Origin of the sequence: Virgibacillus kekensis (assembly GCF_042654125.1) — a bacterium.
Lineage (GTDB): Bacteria > Bacillota > Bacilli > Bacillales > Amphibacillaceae > Lentibacillus > Lentibacillus kekensis.
On the sequence record NZ_JBHSFU010000005.1, the window covers coordinates 51976 to 71987 of the forward strand.

Below are 20012 nucleotides of genomic sequence, written 5' to 3' on the forward strand. Positions count from 1 at the left end.
AGTATACTAGCATTCACCATACGATTCAAACGTTAAATTCGATAGTTAAAAGTCCCTGAAGCAATGACCTCGGCGCCACCGGTCATCCAAACATCCCCATTAGTATCCCATTTAATGTTCAAATCGCCGCCTTCAAGGTGAACTGTGATATCCTGATCCCGCTCCGCTTTTCCATTCAATACGGCTGCTACGGCCGAGGCACACGCACCGGTTCCGCATGCCTGCGTCACCCCGGAGCCCCGCTCCCAGACTCTGAAATTTATCTCGGTTGGTGAGATTATTTCAATAAATTCAACATTCACGCCTTCCGGGAAACGTTCATCCTGTTCAATAACTGGTCCGAGTTGGTATACTGGAGCGTCTTTTATGGCGTCAACCGAAAAGACGGCGTGAGGATTACCCATTGATACAGCTGTCAACGAAAGCTCCAGATCGCCCACCGGAAATGGCTCGGCTACAACATTCGTTGCTTCCTCCCCTACCATCGGAATTGATGACCGCTTTAATAGTGGCTGCCCCATATTTACTGTTATTTCACTTACCGCACCCGCATCGGCTCTCACTTTCGCTTCTACCGTGTTAGCACGTGTTTCAATTTTAAATGTATCCTTCTTAACAATTCCATTTTCATAGGCAAACTTTGCTACACACCGCAGGCCATTCCCGCAGTTCTTCCCCTCAGAACCATCCCTATTAAAAATTCGCATTCCAACATCTGCCTCATCAGTGGGATGAATCAGAATAAGTCCGTCAGAGCCGACACCTGTATGGACATCTGATACCGCTTGTGCCAATCTGCTGAAATGCCGTTCTTCCAGGTTAAACTCAAATAAATTAATATATATATAGTTATTGCCAAGTCCATGCATTTTTGTGAAAGGTATCTCCATTATTCAAAAACCTCATTTCATGATGATAAAAGTTCCACGCCATGTTTATCTAGTTCGCTGTATATGGTTTTTAACCTGGGGATTCCCTCTGCAACCATAACATCGTTTACAAAAACTATTGGATAAAATAAATCCTCTTCAACTATTCGTTCAATAAACTGTTGATGTTTTTTATCCTCAGGGGTCTGATCTATATCCACATATTCATAAGTAATCGAATCATCAGCGTATTTTCTGCCAATCGCAGCCTGCAACCATTCATACGTATCTTTAGATCCCGGAGCACCTACACAACTTGCACAGATCTGCTCGGCACCATACACCGTAATGATAATATTTTCCCCCATCATTTACCCCCCTAACTCGTAGTTACTTTTATTTTACAAAAACTTTCATTAAAGATAAAATAAAAGTAACTATAATAGGTAAGTGAAATTTTGGATAGATTTTTTCTTCATTTCGTTTTATAATGATACATAGAAAGGAGAAGATGCATAATGCAAGAGCAAGTACAGGAAGTGTTAAACAAATTACGCCCATTTTTACTCCGGGATGGTGGAGATGTGGAGCTAATTGATGTTGATGATGATGGCATTGTACTTCTTCGTCTCATGGGTGCTTGTGGGAACTGTCCAAGTTCTACAATCACACTTAAAGCTGGAATTGAACGTGCCCTTATGGCCGAAGTTCCTGGTGTAACTGAAATCGAACAAGTATTTTAATCATATATAAAAGCAACGTTAAAAGGGAAAGGCAGATACGGGTTACCGTGTCTGCCTTTTTGTCTGATTAAACAGGAGTGATAGGCGGTTCGTCATTAAATACGGCTTTCAGGTTATCGAGGCAAAGCTCTAGCATTTTGGTTCGGGTTTCTGTACTTGACGACCCGATATGCGGAAGGCAGACAACATTCTTAAGCTGAACAAGCGGATGATCAGCACAAATGGGTTCATTCTGAAAGACATCTAGCCCAGCCGCAGCTATTTCTTCCCGCTCTACTGCATGATATAACGCTTCCTCATCAACCGTTCCACCGCGTGACACGTTAACAAATACAGCAGAATCTTTCATTCTTTTAAAAGTATCTTCACTAAACATGTTGCGTGTCTCATTAGTTAACGGCGTAAGGCAAACAACGAAATCAGCTTCCTCCAGCAGGGAATTAAAATCTTTGTACTTGGCATCCAGTTCCTTTTCGGCGTCAACCTTTCTCGAACGGTTATGGTAGATAATCGACATGCCGAACCCTTTTGCCCGGCGTGCTACAGCTTCACCAATTCTCCCCATGCCGACAATTCCAATTGTCTTCCCGTGGACATCACTACCAGCTAGCATATATGGCGACCAATGTTCCCATTTACCTTCACGGATATAGTCGCTTGCTTCTACAATACGGCGTGCTGCGGCCATCAATAGTGCAAACGCCAGATCAGCAGTTGTCTCGGTTAGAACGTCAGGTGTGTTAGTAACAACCACACCTTTCTCTTTAGCAGCCTCAGTGTCAATGTTATCAAATCCAACGGCCATATTAGCCACAACTTTTAGGCTCCCCGCTGTATCAAAAAATTCACGGTCAATTTTTTCAGTTAATAAACATAGGACTCCATCTGCACCCTTTGCTTCCTGTAGCAAAACATCCCGCGGGACAGGTGTCTCTTCCTCATCCCACATCAGAAGCTCAAATGATTTCCGGTAAGGATCCAAAACTGCTTCCGGAATTTTTCGGGTAATAAAAATTACTGGTTTTTTCATCCGTAATCACTCCACGAAATATGATTATAACCAGTGTAACACAGGAATCTGCATACGTTCATAATCTGTACCCGCAATATTATAGAATTCAGCAAGCCTTTTTTCATACCGTTGTTGCTGATTCAATAGTTCGGCCAGATTTGTATTGCACCGTTCCTTGTTTTCCTCGTGAAACCCTTGCTCAATAACATCATATATGTGTGCTGGGAAAATCAGCCGGGCATATAATACTCTCCAGCTGAACACGGATAACGAACGAATTTTTTGGTAATCATTCAAAAAAGAAGCGATTTCCTTTTGTGGATCTTCTTCCTGTAGAAATCTGCTGCGTATGTATTCTGCGATATCTCGTACGGGATGGTCATACACAAAGTCGGTCATCATAATTACATTATTATGAAGCTGGCCGTTGTATCGTCTAAAAGCTATGGCGCCCTGATCAGCTTTATGAAAGCGTGTTTCCTGCTCACTTTCCTGCATATACTGAATTGCATTCTCACTAATCCCGATTAAATATGGAAGCGTATCATGTACCAACCGGTAATAAGAACCCGGGTAGTCACCTATATCGGTTAAAATTCGCTGTTCGAATGCATCCAGCTTTTCAGCCCAGAGATGTTTCCATTGCCCATAACTGGAAATCATCTGTGGTTCATACTGGTAATTTGCTCCAGTATCATGAAATGTCGCCAACGCTTCACCATTCGGCATACTATGGTTATAAGACTTATATTCTACTTGAAAAACCAGATAATCTTTTTCCCTGTATCGTGTATACCAGTTCCCCTCATTATTCGGAATCGGAATGGCAGTTTGAGGCCAGCCATTTTCGTGTAAATAATAAGCGAGGGCCGACTGTTCCATATGGATAATTTCCCTATGGAACAGCGGGGTGGTAAAATAAAAGAAATTATCATATCGGAATCCTTCCAGTCCATTCCATATGATACGTTCATCAACGTGAATTCCATAATGAATACTGAGCAATTCCTTCACGGCTTTCCCTCCCTGTTAATCCTGTCAACATTAGTGTATGTTTTAAAAGGATGGTTCTTAACAACTTTTTTGGAAGAGTAGGTGGTAGTAATGGATAAAAACACAAATCAAAGTGAATTGGAATTAAAAGCCCGAGAATGGCTTACTGAACGAGGAGTAACCCTTGACGATATTGCAGAACTCGTTTATTACCTTCAGTCAAAATATCATGAGGATTTAAGTATGGAAGATTGCCTTTATAACGTTGACAGAGTTTTAACAAAAAGAGAAGTACAAAACGCAATTTTAACCGGTATTCAGATTGATAGACTGACTGAACAAAAAAAGCTGGATCAACCATTGCAAAAAACATTGGAGACCGATGAAAGCCTTTATGGAATTGATGAAATTGTAGCCTTTTCCATTGTAAACGTATATGGTTCAATTGGTTTTACCAACTATGGTTATATCGACAAACAAAAGCCAGGGATCCTGAAAAAACTGAACGACAAATCCACTGGTGAATGCCATACATTTCTTGATGACATCGTGGGGGCTATCGCCGCCGCTGCTTCAAGCAGACTGGCACACGCCACTGCCGATGATAAAATGCTTGATGAATAAAGAAAAGCGCAAGCACCCGTTTAGCAACGTACAAATTGTGCCCGCTCATCGAAGGTAGGTCGGCGTTGCCACGCAAAGTGGCGGTTTTAGACGATCCTCCTTTTTCTATAATGAGATAAAGGAAACATGCCCCTGCAAATGGGGTATGCCGACGATGGCCGCATAGGCCGGTTTTAGTCGGCCTTCCTTACATTTCGAAGTGATGTTGACTTTCACCACAAGGGTATAGGGGCGACTGAGCCTCTGGTTTCACCAATCAGCAAGTCTTCTTTTACCCTGGGGTATAAGGGCGACTGAGCCTCTGGTTTTACCAATCAGCAAGTCTTCTTTTACCCTGGGGTATAAGGGCGACTGAGCCTCTGGTTACACCAATCGGCAAGTCTTCTTTTCACCCTGGGGTATAAGGGCGACTAAGCCTCTAGTTACACCAATCGGCAAGTCTTCTTTATCGTAGTGAAGGAGTGTGAAGTTTGCTAGTTGCTGGGCGCTGGAGCTGGACATGGCTTGCCCTGTCAAAAGCTGAACAACGCCTCAAATTATATACTATATTAAAATAAAAGCTGCTCATTACGAGCAGCTTCACTTATATATTTTCCATCCATTCCGCCAAATCTTTCACATAATAAGTCGGCTTCCTTTCAAGGGTTCCATAGTTCTCAAAAGGCGTCACACCGGTAAAGACCATAAGTGTATCCACCCCAGCATTGAGCCCCGCAAGAATATCCGTGTGGTAATTATCCCCCACCATCAGTGTCTCTTCGCGAGAAACCCCGATAGTTTCCAATGCCTGCTCCATTATGATTTCTTCCGGTTTTCCAATGAATGTTGGCTCTTGTCCGGTACTTACAGTAATAACAGACGTCAGCGCACCATTTCCTGGTTCCAGACCACGTTCAGTCGGCAATGCAACATCTCCATTGGTTGATATAAATTCCGCTCCGTTACGGACCGCCAAGCAAGCAATAGAAAGCTTTTCATAATTTATATCCCTGTCAATCCCCACTACCACGAAATCACATGCCTCATCAGTAAGGGTGTGGCCTTCACGCTGTAAAGCATCCTTTAATCCTTCTTCACCAATTACAAAACAACGAGCATTTTCCTTCTTGCTTTTGATAAACTTTGCAGTAGCCATACTGGATGTAAAGACATGTTCTGGTGTGGAGTCTATATCCATAGATTCAAGCTTTTGGGAAACCTGCTCCTGTGTACTTGATGAATTATTGGTTAAGAAAAGATACGGAATACCCTTTTCCTTCAGTTTTCTGACAAACCTGGAGGCCGATTCAATCTTCTCACTGCCACGATACATCGTGCCGTCGAGATCAATCAAATATGCATTATATTGTTTTATCACTATACAGTTCTCCCTTACTCATTTGAAAAAGCATTAGCAACGCCGAGCTCATTATCCAGGTAACTCCTAATATGGTCACTAAAGCTATTTAGCAGGTCATTGTTGTTCCGAAGTGCTTCAGCTAGTGCCGTATGGTCAATCTGCAAATATTCTTTCACAACCATCTTTCTCAATTCAATAAACGACTTATAATCGTCCGCATCGTGTTCAGGGACTACTTTTTCATCGACAAGAATATCGATAATATCTTCATAGCTGCCCGGGTCACGCATGATAAACCCATCAATCATCATATTACCTACATCGAGGATTGATTCTATCGCCATATGTACTGTTCGCTCTAAGTATAATTTTTCAGCAAACGTTTCAAATTTATGATTAGATACTTCCTTAAGCAACGTATTAAAATACTCCAGCGTTTCTTCAATTTTTTTACGATCAACAAAGTACATTTTTTCCCCTCCAATTACTGCTATGTACATATTATCACAAAATAAATGAACCCAGAAACAAATCGTGATATAGTAAAAAAAATGCCAATTCCGTGAGGTGAAAATGAATGAAAGAGAAATTTGATATTCTGAAGGACGAAACAAAGTCGAAAGAAGTCCGTTACATCAGTTTCATGGGCAATTTGCAGCGGTACGATTTTGCATTTATGCAGAATGAGGAAAACCCAGATAAAAGTATTGTTATCTATCTGCAGAAAAACCGATTTGCTGTACTGGGAAAAGAAGAACTAGAAAAAGAGGGCGAGATAGAACATATTTTCCATGAGACCGAAATGGAAGCTGATGAAATCAGAGAGTTTTTGAGGAATATGCTTTAGACATTAACCCGGCGGGAATAATCCCCCCGGGTTTAAAACTTTCCTGTGTATATTTCACGTGTGTGAGAAGCATTATAACAAGAAGTTTCATAAATTTTTCTGTGTATGTTTCCCATGTATATCTCAGTGGTTTTTTCATAATAAGCCCCTTATTATTGTTTAAGGATTTCTCAAATTAATCTTAACTCGCTTCAGAAGTATATCTAACTCTTTGTTTAATTCATCCATAACTATCTGATCATATTGATCATCTGTTTTATCTCGGAGGTCCCTTCCATAGGAAACCTCTGTTAAGGCATTTTTCAAATCATTCTCCGCTTTTTTTGATGTCATTTCTCTTAGAGTGTTTGAATCCGAAAACTCATCAAACTGCTTTATTTCTTTGTTGTTTCTATTATTATAAATTACATCAAAATCTTCTCTATAATCATACCGGTCAACAAATTGTTTATATTGCAGACGCATAAATATTGGTATAAAACCCTTCATTTCCTGCATGTCATCATCTGTTATATACCCCTTTTCTTTATCTTGCTCAAACTTTTCTATTGCATTTTTGTAAGTATTTATCAACCTTGCCTGGTTATCCAACATATTTTGAATGATGTCTAATGACCTTTGATAAATTATGCAATTATCACTATCTAATACATTGCCTTCTATAACTTTTTTTAAATAATCTCTGACCTCGTAAAGAATTCTGAAATCTACGTTTGCTCTATATTTACCATCATTCGATATATTCCCTATTGAAACTGCGTAGTGTAATAATGGCTTTATTGCCTTCATATAATCACTTTCATTATTAGAGTTTGGGGATAGAATGGCATATCCAGTTGTCTTCCCTCTTCTCTCAAAGCTTGCAAAATAGAATAATGAATCATTTACAATGTAAGCATAAGGTTTGATGAAATAGTGTTCAAATAGTTTTTTATGCTTTTTTACTAACTTTATTAACTTTTCCTGATTCAGCTCTACCTTTTCCATAATAACCTCCTGTAACTATATTATTATAGGCATAATAATATAGAGCATTAATGCCCTATTTTATTGATCTGAAACCTGTAATTGCAGATGTTCGTTTAAGTATTTCTCATTTTCTCTTTTTCCTATAGACTCTACCATCCACAAGTTTTATAGTAGTACCAAGCATATTTAAACAATTATACGAAAACCGAGAACAAATACATTGCAAGTAAGACAAACCCCGTATATATAAGTTTTATAATTGACTTCTTTCGTAACTAACTCCTTCACTCTTTCGAAAATCAAAAAGACACCGTACATAGAGAACAATACCATCAACGTAACACCCAAATAACTCTTTGAACCATCATCAGGTGTTTCAAAATAATTCATTAAAAATCCAATAATTGAAAAGGCTAATATCATACAAGTTAATCTTAGTTTCTTCCATACTTTTTTAGACATTTTACACCTGCCAACCTAATAAATTCCCGGTTGCTTAAGGATATCTTAATTTGCCTTTGACTTGATCCAACTGTTGATCAAGTTTCATATTATATTCAATTAGAACCATTTCGTCATATTCCTCATCTGTCATACCATGTAAATCTCTTCCATAATCCAACCGTGATAGTCCCTCTTTCATTTCTTTTTCCGCAACATCTGTTGTCAATTGTTTCAGTGTTCTTGGATCTGAAAACTGGTCAAACTGTTTAATTTCCGGTTTTTTTCTATTCTCATAGATTACGTCAAAATCATCCCGGTAAGCGTACCTATCCAGATATTGTTTATATTGTATTCTCGTAAGTAGTGGTATATATTTTTTGATATCCTGTATATCTTCCTCGGTAATAAAACCTTTTTCTTTTACTGCATCGTATTTACGTATTGCCTCTTTATAGTGTTCAACTAATGAATCCTGCAGATCAATCATATTTTGAATGATTGATAGTGAACGTCTATAAATCATTTCATTATCAGCGTCCAATACGTTTCCTTCAACCACTCTTTTTAAATAATCTCGTACCTCGTAAAATACCGAGAAATTAACATTTGCTCGATATTTACCATCTGTAGTTATGTTTCGAATTGATACTGAATAATGTAAAAGTGGTTTAAGTGCCTGTAAATGATCTTCTTTATTTTTACTGGTAGGTGAAATGATTGCATACCCTTTTGTTTTATCACCTTTTTTAAAACTCGAAAAATAAAATGGATTTCCATTAACTAAATAAGCATATGGATTAATATAATAGTTCTCAAACCACTTTTCTTGCTTTTTGGCTAGCTTTATAATTTTTTCTTTTTCAAGAATAATTTTTTCCATTTTTGTGGCTCCCATATAATTGACATAGAAATATTTTTAAAGTTAATAGAATAGAGCTAACGCTTTATTCTATTAAGAAAACCAACATCTTTTTCATAAGCTAATTCTCCGTAAAACAAACATGCACCTTCAAACTTATCCTCAAGTCCAAAGGTGCATATCTATATAGAAGTTAATCTTTCGCCCGCTCTTTCCTCATTTGATCAATTAATTCCCTTGCCCTTTCTTTCTCTTCTGATAGGTTAAACTCGGAAAGGTGGCTTGCCATCCCCCACCTGGTAATTTTTCAAGCGGAAGAACTATAATATTGTATACGCCCAAAAGCATTAACACCAATTTGTATTATCTTCCAGAGTTTGGTTTTCAAAATACCACCCTATTCCAACAACGGTTAACTACTTGTAATTCTACGGATTAATCACCTGTAGGATTAAATAAAATATCCCGAACCCTACTAAAAAAGTCCAGCACGTTTTGCTGCTTTAACAGAAACTTCGCCTTCCTTTCGTACATAGGTAGCAAATGCCCATGTTAGAGTTAGCAGAGTAAATGGAACTAAAGCAACTATTTGATACCTTACACTTGGAAATGTAAGTTGCCAACCACCATCAGGTTGAGGTACTCTGCAATGTAAAAATCACCCATAACACTATTGCCATCGCAAACCCAAAGCTTGAAATTTGTATTATTTTCCATAATTTGTCGTTCAAAATATCACCTTAATTCACAGAAACAAACAGCGTTTCAAAAGAGTTCTCATGCTATCTTGATTCAAACAAACATAATGAAGAGTAGGGTGAAATTTATACCCCCGATTTCCCTTCCTTCTCCCGTATTGATTCGATATGGTTTTTCCGCATGTAAGGTAAGGCTATTCCGACGATTACAGCAGTATATGGAATACCGCCACCTCCTGCCAACCACTCGATCAGTGTCACAGGAACATAAACAGCATATATGAAGATCATCAAGGTCAAATAGAATCTTCTCCACCTTTTTTCGGATTTAGACAACACACATTCCTCCCCTTAATCTAATTGAATCAGCGAATCATATGTCCAAATATCTTCAAGAAAGTCTATTTTTGGACCTGCAGATTCTTGATAAATCTTCTTTCTAATCCCTTCCATAAATCCATCATATGAAACACTTTCCATTTCATTAGAAGCCCGGACATAGATTCTATTGTTATGTATTGCCAATTCAGCCCCTGCCAGTTCTCCACCATTTTGACTAATAGTTTGTTTAGCCATATCAATGACATTTTCCTCTATATCTTCATACTGCAGTATATCCATTAGCTTTGCTCTAACTATATCTCTATCGAGTTCATTCTCTAAGACAATATCAAATGCTTCTAACTCAATTTCATTAGCAGACCAGTCATGGTATGTTGGATTACTTGATAGTTCTTCAGCTTTCTGATCAACTTTTTCTTCAATATCTCTGAAGAAAGCTTGCACAGCACCCTCTAAAGTGTCATGTTCATAGTTATAAATGAGATTTCTGACATTCTCATACAATACACTCGATGCAGCCATACTTGCTTGTTGAACCGTTGTTGCTGAATCCTCTTTAACCGTTAAGGCAAACCCCATATTGACAATGAAGATAAAGAGTACCATCATAATTCCAAGCATTCCAAGTACAAATAATGCGATATTACCCTGTTCATTTTTAAACTTTTCCATCACTCAATCACCCTGCCGTACGCAGTAGATGTATATGGAATAAATGGTGAGATTTCACCAAAAATACGATCAGGCAAAAATACAAATTCAATATTTACACTTACATTAGCTTCGAATTCCTTAACCCCAGCAGGCGGACCTGAAATCGCAACTGTATGCAAGTAATCACCAGTGGCATTTAGTATCTCATTAGCTGCCTGATGAGCTTCTACGTGGCTTTTCGTAATCGAATATACACTTGCATACTCATTTGCAGCAGATTGAGTAATCAAAACGCCATTAATTCCCACAATAAACTGCCAAATAATCATTAATAACAAAAATGCTAACGGGACAATTCCAAGGAATTCAATTGTTGCACTGCCTTCTTCATTTTTTTGGAGTTTCCTCAACCAATTCATGGGAATTATGCCTCCTCAACATTTACTTCCAAAACTTCTTGTTTTTCACGCCATTTAATCATGTAAGAAGTTAAAAGGATAATAATGAATGGGTAGAATAATAGATTTAAAACAATTTGCGTGATGATTTGTGCTGCATAGGAAGATGTAATGTTAAACAGTTGAGCTGTTACGAAGATACCGAATATAAGCTCGGCCATACCTGAAATAAATACAATTAATAAAAGCTTAAAGAAATGCTTTTTTCCTAATCGAAAACCTTCTTTAAAAGACTTCCACACAGACTTTTCATCAAATATACTGATGTAAGGGATAGGGAAAACTAGTGAGAGCAATATTAACCCAGGTACTACAAATAACATAAATCCTATTGTTGATATCAATGAAACAATACAAGAAAATAGGAAGATGGTGAATCCGTTTATAATAAATATATATAGAGCGTGTTTAAGACTATGTTCATTACCTTCATATTCAGCAAGTACAAAGCTAATGTAAGGTATCTGTGCAAATAGATACAATAGTAAGGTCAAAAAACCATAGTAAATATCAGCCACAGAGTACACACCAATTAAATTAGGCGTTATGGCATATACATAGTTTGTAACTAGTGAATGTACTATTAACAACGGTAAAGTTGTCAGAAGCATTATAACAAGAAGCTTCTCAAACTTTCCTGTGTATATTTCCCATGTGAATTTTAAAGGTTTTATCATAATAAACTCCTGGTCCCTTAAGGATATCTTAATTTACTTTTGACTCGTTCCAACTGTTGATCAAGTTTCATATTATATTCAGTTAGAACCATTTCATCATATTCCTCATCTGTCATATCATGTAAATCTCTTCCATAATCCAACCGTGATAGTCCCTCTTTCATTTCTTTTTCCGCAATATCTGTTGTCAATTGTTTCAGTGTCCTGGGATCTGTAAACTGATCAAATTGTTTAATTTCAAATTCCTTTCTATTTGCATATATTACATCAAAATCGCTCCTGTAGTCGTACCTTTCTAAATACTGCTTATATTGAATCCTCATAAGAAGTGGTATATATTTCTTTATATCATTTATATCTTCCTCGGTAATAAATCCTTTTTCTTTTACAGCTTCGTATTTACGTATTGCTTCCTTGTAGTGTTCGACTAAGGATTCTTGCAACTCGATCATATTCTGAATGATGGATAGGGAGCGTCGATAAATCACTTCAAGATCAGCGTTCAATACAGAGCCCTCAACAACTCTTCTTAAATAATCCCGTACCTCATAAAATCCTGCGAAATTAACGTCTGCCCGGTATTTTCCGTCTGTTAAGATATTGTTGATGGTTACGGAATAATGCAATAATGGCCGTAAAGCCACTAGTTGATCATTCTTATTACCAGACTCGGGAGATAAAACAGCATACCCCTTTGTTTTATCTCCTTTTTTAAAGATTGCAAAATAATATGGTTTTCCGTTAACCAAATAAGCAAAACGTTTTACATAATAATTTTCGAAAAGTTTTTTGTTGTCTTTGGCAATCTTTACTAGCTTTTCTTTATTTAAAACAATTTTATCCATACTTAAACTCCTTGTTGTTTGGTCCTATTCAATAAATGTTTAGCGGCGGGGAGCCAGAGCTATTCTACTATCTCATCAGGAAAACCAGCCAGTTACAGTATCCCATGCCTTCTTAGCGCCATCTTTAATAGCATTACCTGCCTTTTTCGCCAGGGATTTAGCGGTCGATCCTAAACTTCCTTTCCAATTGTTTGCAAATAATTTAACACCTTTTGATATTACCCATAAACCAGCGCCCGCAGCTGCCATTCCCGCGCCAATTACTTGACCACCCGGGATTGCGCTTGTAACGATTCCAGCATTCATTAATGTGTCACCAAGGTTTGCACCAACATCTGCAGCTGCTGAGGTCTTTTCAGCTCCTGTAGCGTCACTATTAAAAGTTTCTACTGCGTTGTCAATACTATTGTATGTCTTTACAGCTGAAACTCCAGTTCCCAAGGCTGCAACTCCGACATTAAGTTTGGACAATGCACCCATTTTACCAGTTGTATTAGATATGTCTGATAAAGTATCACCTGCATTTACCGCATCAGTCAGATCATCTGCTGCCTCAGCTACATTACCAGCATTTGCTAATCTTTTCAGGTCACGCGCTTTCTGAAAGTCACTAACTGCATTGATTCCATCTTCAACATGTGTTGCAGTATCATAAGCATCCGTAATAAAATTACTGCCTACTCCTAACTTCATACCGTTGACAACCATGTTGCCGAACATTTTCCTTGCACTACCAACTCCGAATTTGACATCTTCACCGGCCGCCATTTTTTCTTGGTAAATCATTGCTGCATTTATAAATTGTGCTTGCCCGTTTATAATATCCTTTACAACATATTCACCTATCTGGAACCCTTCAGTGTCATAAAAATTCGGTATCTCCGGGATTCCGGATTCAGCTAAGGTTTCATTTCCCGACCAACCAGGAATTGCCCATGGATTTCCAATTGTTCCATAACCATTTTGACCGTACATCATCCATGGACTATCAGGTCCATAAAGCCCAGTCCAAGATGGATTCAACCATGGATTGCCGGCTGTACCATTTCCTTCCCAGCCAGAATTTAACCAGGGATTACCTGACGAGCCGTTGCCTATCCAACCTTTTTGATTCCAGCTCTCCCCATTAAACCCAGTTTGATTCCATCCTTTTAGATACCAGGGTACACTTTCCCAGTCGTAACCCGTCCAATCCTGCCCATCCGTACTAGCTCCGTCAGTTCCATCTCCGGCCCAGCTATCACCGTCTGTCATTTTACCGGACCATGTTTCGCCTTCAGTCGACTTTCCAATCCACGGGTCGCCTTCCCATTCTAATCTACTTCCGTCCCAAGGGTTACCCTCCCATGGGTTGCCTTCCCAGGGATCTCCCGACCATGTCTTTCCAGTCCATGAATCCACAGCGTATACAACAGGAACCATTACCGGCTGGAAAGTGACGAAAAGGATTGCTATAAGAGCAAAAACTTTACTCATTAACCTGCCAATTTTCATCACCCCGTTTTACACTCTTCTTATAATCATCCCTCGCTTATGTTAATTCTGAGTTTGTTTGTTGTATTTTTCATTAATGGATTTTTTAAGTTTTTCAATGTTTTCGATACTAATATTCTCTAAGCGGTTTTCAATATTATCTTTAATTTTATCAATCCTATCAACCACATCGTTTTCCATACTAGATAAAGTTGACCTCTGATCAATTGTAATTATTCCAAGATCCTGAGCGATCCCAATCACTTTAACTAAGTTATTTGATTGTGATGTTGAAATGGAAGACCAGTCGTTTGTTATTTTCATAATGTCAAAGCTGTTGTGTACGCCTACCATATCAAGGTCTTCTATGGCATCCTCTTTCCAGTCCTCCCAGGCTTCCAATACTTCCTCAGCACGTTCAAACTCTTCAGCTAAGCCTCGCTGATCATTTACAGTGCTATATATTCCGCCAGATACTTCTGCCATTTTTTGTAATTGTGATTGTGCTTTTGCATCCGCTCCAAAACCAATAATATTAATGATTGGCTTTGCATTCGACTTTGATAGTGATTCAGCTACCTCAACGGGATTTCCATCGCAGGTACCGATTCCATCACTTACCAGATATATGAGGTTCGTATTGGTTTTGGTATCAAATTGTTTTAATGCATTCTTTGACTGTTTTAATGCTGCAGCTATCGGAGTCCATCCACTTGGATTAAATTGGTTAAGTGCCTTTTGAAACTTAGCTTCAACGTAAGGAGCAAATCCATAAACTTGTTCTATCGCACCACACGACATTTCTTTATCACTGTCAGACCCTGATCCTTTATGTCCATATACACGTAAAGAGACGTTTGCTTTTTCAGGAATACTCTTAAGGAAATTATTAATGGTCTCTTTAGCAAGTTGCATACGTGTTTTTCCGTTCACGTCGGCAGCCATACTTCCACTAGCATCCAGAATGATTTCCACATTATAATTTTCTTTAAAATGATATCTTGCATCTGGTAAGTTTGGGTTTCCAAATGAAGCAAACTCCCATTTTTTGACTACATCTGCAGGGTTTGGAAAGTCTTCTGCCACCAGCCAATACATATAGCTTAAATATTTTTTCAACTCTTGTTCAGTTGAATTTTCGCTCATTGGTGGAAGCTTTTTTAATTCTTGCTTAACTTCTTCTTCTACATCCCATATAACTTTATTCGCAAATTTTCCTGGATTTTGTTTAACAAACCCAGCCTCATCTGTCGGAAGAAGTGGGGTATTTTTTAAAACTTCATTAACTTTTTTATTACCTTCTTTACTACCTTCATCACTACTATCAGAGCTCGCTACATCTTTAGTCTTTTCTTGAGATTCTAATGTTTCTTCTGTTTTGAGAGCATCTTCGGCATTGTTATCACCTGTTTTATTTTCGCTGCAAGCAGTCATGATTAATAAAAAGATGAAAACTGAAAGAATATAGCATAAGTTTTTTAGCATGAATTACTTCTCCTTATATTTACAGAGTTGTAGATTTAATAATTGTATTAGCTGCCACTTCCAATATTTTCAAGGAATGTTTCAAATTTCTCTACCACGGTCTCACCTATTTTCAACGTACCAAATGCTGTAGAAACCAGTCCTACTACAATAACAACCACTGCCGCAATCCCAATCCACTCTAATGTCTGAGATCCTCTTTCGTCATTTTTCCATCCTTCAAGCGTGTTCACCATTTTCGCGTAAAGTCCATTTAAATAATTCATTTTAAATTCCTCCCAAATTTTTTATTAGAAATTACTGAAAATACTATTGTCACCCATCAACATATTCATGATCATCAATCCCGCAATCATCAATATGGATACTGGGGCAATTAAAAAAGTTGTTACCAGCGTAACCTTTGGCGATGCTTTTGCTGCCTGTTCCTTAACTTGTTCTTCACGAATCTGCCGCATATCATCCGCCTGGATTCTAAACGTTTTCGCAATCGGGATTCCTAAATTCAGCCCTTGGATAAGTCCTTTAATTAGTGATTGAAATTCAGGGTTATCATTACGATTGAGTAGTTCTCGATATGCTTTTTCCCTAGGTACACCTAAATCTATTTCCTGATTGAACCTTGAAAATTCCTCACGTATCGGTCCATCGAAGTAACGGATTACCTCTCTTAATGCGTGATCCAAGCTAACACCCGCCTGCACACTAGTACTTACCGTATCAAGAAAGTCAGGTAAGTCTTTACGGATTAAATTTTGCCGCTTTTTAGCTTCTTTTCTAACTAGAATGATAGGAATAAAGTATCCCAGAATAGGTGCAAACACTAACATATATTGAGAAAACGGAAGACCGATAATTACAGCTAAAACCCCTATAATGAAACCAGCTATAAAGAGAAATATTTTTAATCCCTGAAATCGCTCAACCGTTAACTGTAATGGATTCCCGGATTTTCTTAACCACTCTTTCACACTGTGGTTCTCACTAAAAAAGTTAATTCGTTGACCAAGTTCTGAAAAATCATCTGCGTATTTGGTAACTTGCTGAAATACAGATGCTCTTCTATTTTTCTTCTTTTGCCTTTTCTCAAATGGATCAACATGTGTTACATTTGCGACATGATCAAGCACACTTCTTTTTCCCTGCAAAAACGACCATAAATGCTTCATACATAGTACAAAACAAAACCAAAATGCTATTATCGTTATAATAATTAATGCATCCATAAGCTACACCTTTATATCTGTTATTTTTCGAATTAAGAAGAATGAAAGAAGGATTGCTCCAAGGAAAAGAATTAATAGTACGATTCCAAATCCATTCCAAAGCGGATCAATAAACCCATCAATAACGTTATTCATTACAAGTAACAAAAACACCGGTAGTGCTGGAACAATAAATGAAATATATTTTTGTTCCGAGGTCATAGTTTTTATTGTCTGGGTGAGCACTTTACGATCTTCAAAGGTATTAGCCATCGTATCCAGTGTCAAAGCAAGATTACCACCTGTTTTCTTTTGGATTAATAGCGTTGCAATAAACAAATTGAAGTCTCTTGATTTGTTTCGTTTTTGCACTGATCGTAATGCTGATTCTAAGGAGACCCCTAACTTTAATTCATTTGAAATACGCTTAAATTCACCCCCTGCAGGTTCACTTACTTCCCTTGCCACAATGTCAATACCTTGGTTTATAGTAAGACCTGATCTTGCTGCATTTCCTAGTAATCTGCAAATCTCTGATAATTGTTCATTAAAACGAGTTTCATAATTATTTTTCCTGAAGTAAAAGAGTAAAAAGTTTAGTGCTACTACAATAGCAAGCGGAAGTAATAGACTAACTGGTACAGGCATATTGAATATTGAGTAAAACAAAACAAATAAAACAAGATACCCGAGTATCAACGCCCCCATATACTCGGATGGCAATAATTTTAAATTGGCATTTTGTAGCTTATTTCGTAATTTGTTTGAGCTTTCGCGTTCATCAAATTGGTCACCCAATTTACTGATTACACTTTTTCTTTGCTCCTCGGGATACCATTCTCTAACCTTTTGCTTCCATTCTTTTTTTTGATTCCTGTAACCCAGGAAAAAATATGAACAGATGAGTAAAGACAGGACTGCTAAACTATAAAGTACGGACACGGTTAAGCTCATCTGTTATCTCCCCTTCAGGTTCAAAGAAATCTGTCCTAAACGTAATGCCCAATGTTTCCATAAGTTCTATACACTTTGGGCGGATGCCAGTAGCTGTATAATAACCATGGATCATTCCCTGTTCGTCTACAGCTGTTCGTTTGAACCGGAAGATATCCCGAACCTCAATTTTATTGTCTTTTCCAACTTCAACTTCAGCAATATTCATTATCTTTCTAGTACCGTCTGACAAGCGTTGTACTTGAACGATATAATCTAATGCTCCCACAATATATTCCCGAATAATGTGGGTGGGTAAGTTCATGCCGGCCATAACAACCATACCTTCTACTCGATTAATCGCATCTGTTGGTGTGTTAGAATGAACGGTGGTTAGCGATCCTTCATGACCAGTGTTCATTGCTTGAAGCATATCGAAGGCTTCTGCACCTCGAACCTCCCCCACGATGATTCGATCTGGCCGCATACGTAGTGAGTTCTTTACTAATTGGCGAATGGAAATTTCACCCTCACCTTCAACATTCGGTGGTCTGGCTTCCATTCCGACTGCATTCTTACGCCCAAGTCTTAACTCTGCAGAATCTTCAATCGTAATCACACGTTCATTAAGTGGAATAACTTTTGCCAATGCATTTAACAGCGTTGTTTTACCACTACCAGTACCACCTGAAATAAGTACATTCATTTTTCCTTTTACTAAAGCTTGCAGAAATTTAGACATATCACTGGTAAAGGTGCCGTATTTCTGTAAATCATCCATAATAAAAGGCGTCTTTCTGAATTTACGAATGGAAATAATGGTCCCACCGAGGCTAATCGGTGAAATCACTGCATTTACACGACTACCATCTGGAAGCCTTGCATCAACCATAGGAGAACTTTCATCAATTCTTCTCCCCAGCGGTGCAACCACTCGATCGACAATATGTCTGACATGTGCTTCATCTTTAAACGCTACATCTACTTGCTCAAGCTTCCCGTATTTTTCTACATAAATCTCTTTCGGTCCATTCACCAAAATTTCAGTTATCTCATCGTCTTTTAGCAACGATTCAATTGGACCAAATCCTACACTTTCATCAATAAGTCTTGTAAGTAAGGTCTCTTTATCATGTCTAGGAATAACAACTTTTTCTTCAGTCATGAACTGGTTAATAAATCGTTCAATTTTGAGCCGCTTATCAGCATCATGCAGGCTGGTGAGCTGCTCAAGGTTGACCTCTGTTAACAGTCTGGATTTATAGTGTTCTACCAACTCATCTATGTAAGAATTACTGACTATATAGTCTGACCGATAATTATCCTTAGGTTCTTCCTTATTATTGCGCTGAAAAAGAGGCATTGTCTCACCACCTTTAATTATGATAATTTCCTATTTCAGCATGTAACGCACCCATTTTTGAACGTCTTTTGCAACAGGGATAAGCTTCTTTTCCTTTGGTTCTTTACGTAATGGAACGCCTTGATTGATAAGACTCTGGACGCCTTTTAAATCCCTTCTGATTTCAGATGCAACAGGATAAGAAACAAATCGTTCTATATCCTTCTTTGTTAATTCATTGTCTTTACCGGCAAAATTAATCACAAGCTCCATTCGATCTGCTGCATTAATACCCAGCTGTTGATACAATGTTTCAACATTTTTTAATACTCGAATCGCAACTGTATCCAAATTCATCACGTAATAAATCTTCTCCGATTCTTCGAGTGCAGTATAAACCCGTTCTTCCATCCATGTTGGTACATCAACAATAATGAAGTCATAACTTCGTTTGCTTGCTCGCATCAAACGTAGAATAAATTCCTGATCAATCTTTTCTGCCATCTCAGCATCGCGCGGACTAACCAAAACATCTAACCCTGAATGAGACTCTTTCTCTGCAATATTACGTAGATGATGTTCATTTAATTCATGAATGACTGGGATTAAGTCAATAATGGAACGGTTACTTTCTAATCCTAAAAATGTTTCCGCTCCACCATATTGAAGATTCAAATCAATATAAAGCACCTTAGCAGTCGACTCAAGTTTTAAGGTTTGGGCAAAAACGGTACTAAGTAATGATTTTCCAGATCCTCCTTTACCACTGTAAAAGGTAAATACACTTCCTCCACCTCGTTTAAATACTTCTGAAGAACCTAATTCACCTTGTAATCTAGTTTCAATAAGATTGTTTAAGCTTTCCTTCAGCATTTCCTCTTCTACTGGTAAAACAAAATAGTTTGTCACACCAATTTTAGTCAAGTCCCTTAATAAATCGAAGTCTTGAGTATCATTTATAAAAACAATTGCTGCTTTAGGGTGTTCTGCAAGCACAATTTGGACTAGGTCAAGTGGTGACTCTAGTCCAGTTTTTAAAACAAGTGCAATATGAATTGCATGCTTTTTTACGTCTGGAGTTAAGATATGGTGTATTTGAAATTCTTCATTTAATTGGGCTTGAATTGATTCATAGAGAAGTTCATTTTCCCCAATTACATGTAGTTCATTTATTTTTTTCATAAGATTCCTCCATAGAAAA

23 protein-coding genes are annotated in these 20012 nt (G+C 37.9%); 3 read left to right on the top strand and 20 right to left on the bottom strand.

Annotated features, from left to right (window positions below; translation table 11 throughout):
- Positions 1-32: 32 nt before the first annotated feature.
- Positions 33-893 (bottom strand): diaminopimelate epimerase, encoded by an 861-nt coding sequence (dapF, locus tag ACFO3D_RS10490; protein WP_390295829.1) that lies wholly within the window; start codon positions 891-893, stop codon positions 33-35.
- 14 nt (positions 894-907) lie between these two features.
- Positions 908-1240: a YuzD family protein gene (locus ACFO3D_RS10495; protein WP_390295650.1), complete on the bottom strand. Its 333-nt coding sequence runs from the start codon at positions 1238-1240 to the stop codon at positions 908-910.
- A gap of 147 nt (positions 1241-1387) precedes the next feature.
- Here ACFO3D_RS10495 and ACFO3D_RS10500 point away from each other — a divergent pair, with 147 nt between their 5' ends.
- Positions 1388-1612, top strand: coding sequence for a NifU family protein (locus tag ACFO3D_RS10500; RefSeq protein WP_129673330.1), 225 nt, complete (start codon positions 1388-1390; stop codon positions 1610-1612).
- Positions 1613-1679: 67 nt separating this feature from the next.
- On the opposite strand, the gene ACFO3D_RS10505 is transcribed toward ACFO3D_RS10500, so the two are convergent.
- Together ACFO3D_RS10505 and ACFO3D_RS10510 are read right to left on the bottom strand one after the other, a co-directional pair.
- Positions 1680-2642 (bottom strand): 2-hydroxyacid dehydrogenase, encoded by a 963-nt coding sequence (locus ACFO3D_RS10505; protein WP_390295653.1) that lies wholly within the window; start codon positions 2640-2642, stop codon positions 1680-1682.
- A 24-nt stretch (positions 2643-2666) separates the two neighbouring features.
- Entirely contained in the window at positions 2667-3638 is a 972-nt protein-coding gene (locus tag ACFO3D_RS10510) for a protein kinase family protein (RefSeq protein ID WP_390295655.1), read from the bottom strand.
- A gap of 90 nt (positions 3639-3728) precedes the next feature.
- Here ACFO3D_RS10510 and ACFO3D_RS10515 point away from each other — a divergent pair, with 90 nt between their 5' ends.
- The gene (locus ACFO3D_RS10515; RefSeq protein ID WP_390295658.1) at positions 3729-4241 is read left to right on the top strand and encodes a phosphatidylglycerophosphatase A family protein; all 513 of its coding nucleotides are present in this window, start codon (positions 3729-3731) and stop codon (positions 4239-4241) included.
- 583 nt (positions 4242-4824) lie between these two features.
- Here the strand turns inward: ACFO3D_RS10515 and ACFO3D_RS10520 are convergent.
- The gene (locus tag ACFO3D_RS10520; protein ID WP_390295831.1) at positions 4825-5595 is read right to left on the bottom strand and encodes a TIGR01457 family HAD-type hydrolase; all 771 of its coding nucleotides are present in this window, start codon (positions 5593-5595) and stop codon (positions 4825-4827) included.
- A 17-nt stretch (positions 5596-5612) separates the two neighbouring features.
- A complete protein-coding gene (locus ACFO3D_RS10525) occupies positions 5613-6050 on the bottom strand; it encodes a DUF86 domain-containing protein (RefSeq protein WP_390295661.1) in 438 nt (145 codons plus the stop codon).
- Positions 6051-6157: 107 nt separating this feature from the next.
- On the opposite strand from ACFO3D_RS10525, the gene ACFO3D_RS10530 reads away from it, so the two are divergent.
- On the top strand, positions 6158-6427 hold the full coding sequence (locus ACFO3D_RS10530; protein ID WP_390295664.1) for an SAV0927 family protein: 270 nt from the start codon (positions 6158-6160) through the stop codon (positions 6425-6427).
- 159 nt (positions 6428-6586) lie between these two features.
- Here ACFO3D_RS10530 and ACFO3D_RS10535 read toward each other — a convergent pair whose 3' ends face one another.
- The 14 genes from ACFO3D_RS10535 to ACFO3D_RS10600 form a co-directional block, all read right to left on the bottom strand.
- Entirely contained in the window at positions 6587-7414 is an 828-nt protein-coding gene (locus ACFO3D_RS10535; protein ID WP_390295667.1) for a hypothetical protein, read from the bottom strand.
- Between the two features lie 478 nt (positions 7415-7892).
- Positions 7893-8720 carry a hypothetical protein gene (locus ACFO3D_RS10540; RefSeq protein WP_390295669.1) on the bottom strand — a complete coding sequence of 276 codons (828 nt, stop codon included), beginning with the start codon at positions 8718-8720 and terminating at the stop codon, positions 7893-7895.
- An 803-nt stretch (positions 8721-9523) separates the two neighbouring features.
- The gene (locus ACFO3D_RS10545) at positions 9524-9733 is read right to left on the bottom strand and encodes a hypothetical protein (protein ID WP_390295671.1); all 210 of its coding nucleotides are present in this window, start codon (positions 9731-9733) and stop codon (positions 9524-9526) included.
- Between the two features lie 15 nt (positions 9734-9748).
- Positions 9749-10414, bottom strand: coding sequence for a Tad domain-containing protein (locus ACFO3D_RS10550; RefSeq protein WP_390295673.1), 666 nt, complete (start codon positions 10412-10414; stop codon positions 9749-9751).
- Entirely contained in the window at positions 10411-10812 is a 402-nt protein-coding gene (locus ACFO3D_RS10555; RefSeq protein ID WP_390295675.1) for a TadE/TadG family type IV pilus assembly protein, read from the bottom strand. Before ACFO3D_RS10555 ends, ACFO3D_RS10550 begins: the two co-directional genes overlap by 4 nt.
- Positions 10813-10817: 5 nt before the next feature.
- Positions 10818-11528, bottom strand: a complete 711-nt coding sequence (locus ACFO3D_RS10560) for a YciC family protein (RefSeq protein WP_390295678.1) — start codon at positions 11526-11528, stop codon at positions 10818-10820.
- Between the two features lie 17 nt (positions 11529-11545).
- On the bottom strand, positions 11546-12373 hold the full coding sequence (locus ACFO3D_RS10565; RefSeq protein WP_390295680.1) for a hypothetical protein: 828 nt from the start codon (positions 12371-12373) through the stop codon (positions 11546-11548).
- A 75-nt stretch (positions 12374-12448) separates the two neighbouring features.
- Positions 12449-13849: a hypothetical protein gene (locus ACFO3D_RS10570; protein ID WP_390295682.1), complete on the bottom strand. Its 1401-nt coding sequence runs from the start codon at positions 13847-13849 to the stop codon at positions 12449-12451.
- A 60-nt stretch (positions 13850-13909) separates the two neighbouring features.
- A complete protein-coding gene (locus ACFO3D_RS10575; RefSeq protein ID WP_390295684.1) occupies positions 13910-15331 on the bottom strand; it encodes a VWA domain-containing protein in 1422 nt (473 codons plus the stop codon).
- Positions 15332-15378: 47 nt separating this feature from the next.
- Positions 15379-15597 (bottom strand): hypothetical protein, encoded by a 219-nt coding sequence (locus ACFO3D_RS10580; protein WP_390295686.1) that lies wholly within the window; start codon positions 15595-15597, stop codon positions 15379-15381.
- 24 nt (positions 15598-15621) lie between these two features.
- The gene (locus tag ACFO3D_RS10585) at positions 15622-16557 is read right to left on the bottom strand and encodes a type II secretion system F family protein (RefSeq protein ID WP_390295688.1); all 936 of its coding nucleotides are present in this window, start codon (positions 16555-16557) and stop codon (positions 15622-15624) included.
- A gap of 3 nt (positions 16558-16560) precedes the next feature.
- Positions 16561-17490: a type II secretion system F family protein gene (locus tag ACFO3D_RS10590; RefSeq protein ID WP_390295690.1), complete on the bottom strand. Its 930-nt coding sequence runs from the start codon at positions 17488-17490 to the stop codon at positions 16561-16563.
- Entirely contained in the window at positions 17462-18832 is a 1371-nt protein-coding gene (locus ACFO3D_RS10595; RefSeq protein WP_390295692.1) for a CpaF family protein, read from the bottom strand. Before ACFO3D_RS10595 ends, ACFO3D_RS10590 begins: the two co-directional genes overlap by 29 nt.
- 30 nt (positions 18833-18862) lie before the next feature.
- Positions 18863-19993, bottom strand: coding sequence for a CpaE/TadZ family protein (locus tag ACFO3D_RS10600; protein ID WP_390295694.1), 1131 nt, complete (start codon positions 19991-19993; stop codon positions 18863-18865).
- Between the last annotated feature and the right edge of the window lie 19 nt (positions 19994-20012).

Bases quoted from the DNA above. Each gene is read 5' to 3' on its own strand.
- ACFO3D_RS10525 (WP_390295661.1), bottom strand. From the start codon at position 6,050: ATGTACTTTGTTGATCGTAAAAAAATTGAAGAAACGCTGGAGTATTTT.
- ACFO3D_RS10540 (WP_390295669.1), bottom strand. From the start codon at position 8,720: ATGGAAAAAATTATTCTTGAAAAAGAAAAAATTATAAAGCTAGCCAAA.
- ACFO3D_RS10585 (WP_390295688.1), bottom strand. From the start codon at position 16,557: ATGGATGCATTAATTATTATAACGATAATAGCATTTTGGTTTTGTTTT.
- ACFO3D_RS10515 (WP_390295658.1), top strand. From the start codon at position 3,729: ATGGATAAAAACACAAATCAAAGTGAATTGGAATTAAAAGCCCGAGAA.
- ACFO3D_RS10600 (WP_390295694.1), bottom strand. From the start codon at position 19,993: ATGAAAAAAATAAATGAACTACATGTAATTGGGGAAAATGAACTTCTC.
- ACFO3D_RS10575 (WP_390295684.1), bottom strand. From the start codon at position 15,331: ATGCTAAAAAACTTATGCTATATTCTTTCAGTTTTCATCTTTTTATTA.
- ACFO3D_RS10505 (WP_390295653.1), bottom strand. From the start codon at position 2,642: ATGAAAAAACCAGTAATTTTTATTACCCGAAAAATTCCGGAAGCAGTT.
- ACFO3D_RS10500 (WP_129673330.1), top strand. From the start codon at position 1,388: ATGCAAGAGCAAGTACAGGAAGTGTTAAACAAATTACGCCCATTTTTA.
- ACFO3D_RS10560 (WP_390295678.1), bottom strand. From the start codon at position 11,528: ATGATAAAACCTTTAAAATTCACATGGGAAATATACACAGGAAAGTTT.
- ACFO3D_RS10580 (WP_390295686.1), bottom strand. From the start codon at position 15,597: ATGAATTATTTAAATGGACTTTACGCGAAAATGGTGAACACGCTTGAA.
- ACFO3D_RS10495 (WP_390295650.1), bottom strand. From the start codon at position 1,240: ATGATGGGGGAAAATATTATCATTACGGTGTATGGTGCCGAGCAGATC.
- ACFO3D_RS10565 (WP_390295680.1), bottom strand. From the start codon at position 12,373: ATGGATAAAATTGTTTTAAATAAAGAAAAGCTAGTAAAGATTGCCAAA.
- ACFO3D_RS10595 (WP_390295692.1), bottom strand. From the start codon at position 18,832: ATGCCTCTTTTTCAGCGCAATAATAAGGAAGAACCTAAGGATAATTAT.
- ACFO3D_RS10555 (WP_390295675.1), bottom strand. From the start codon at position 10,812: ATGAATTGGTTGAGGAAACTCCAAAAAAATGAAGAAGGCAGTGCAACA.
- ACFO3D_RS10590 (WP_390295690.1), bottom strand. From the start codon at position 17,490: ATGAGCTTAACCGTGTCCGTACTTTATAGTTTAGCAGTCCTGTCTTTA.
- ACFO3D_RS10535 (WP_390295667.1), bottom strand. From the start codon at position 7,414: ATGGAAAAGGTAGAGCTGAATCAGGAAAAGTTAATAAAGTTAGTAAAA.
- ACFO3D_RS10530 (WP_390295664.1), top strand. From the start codon at position 6,158: ATGAAAGAGAAATTTGATATTCTGAAGGACGAAACAAAGTCGAAAGAA.
- ACFO3D_RS10570 (WP_390295682.1), bottom strand. From the start codon at position 13,849: ATGAGTAAAGTTTTTGCTCTTATAGCAATCCTTTTCGTCACTTTCCAG.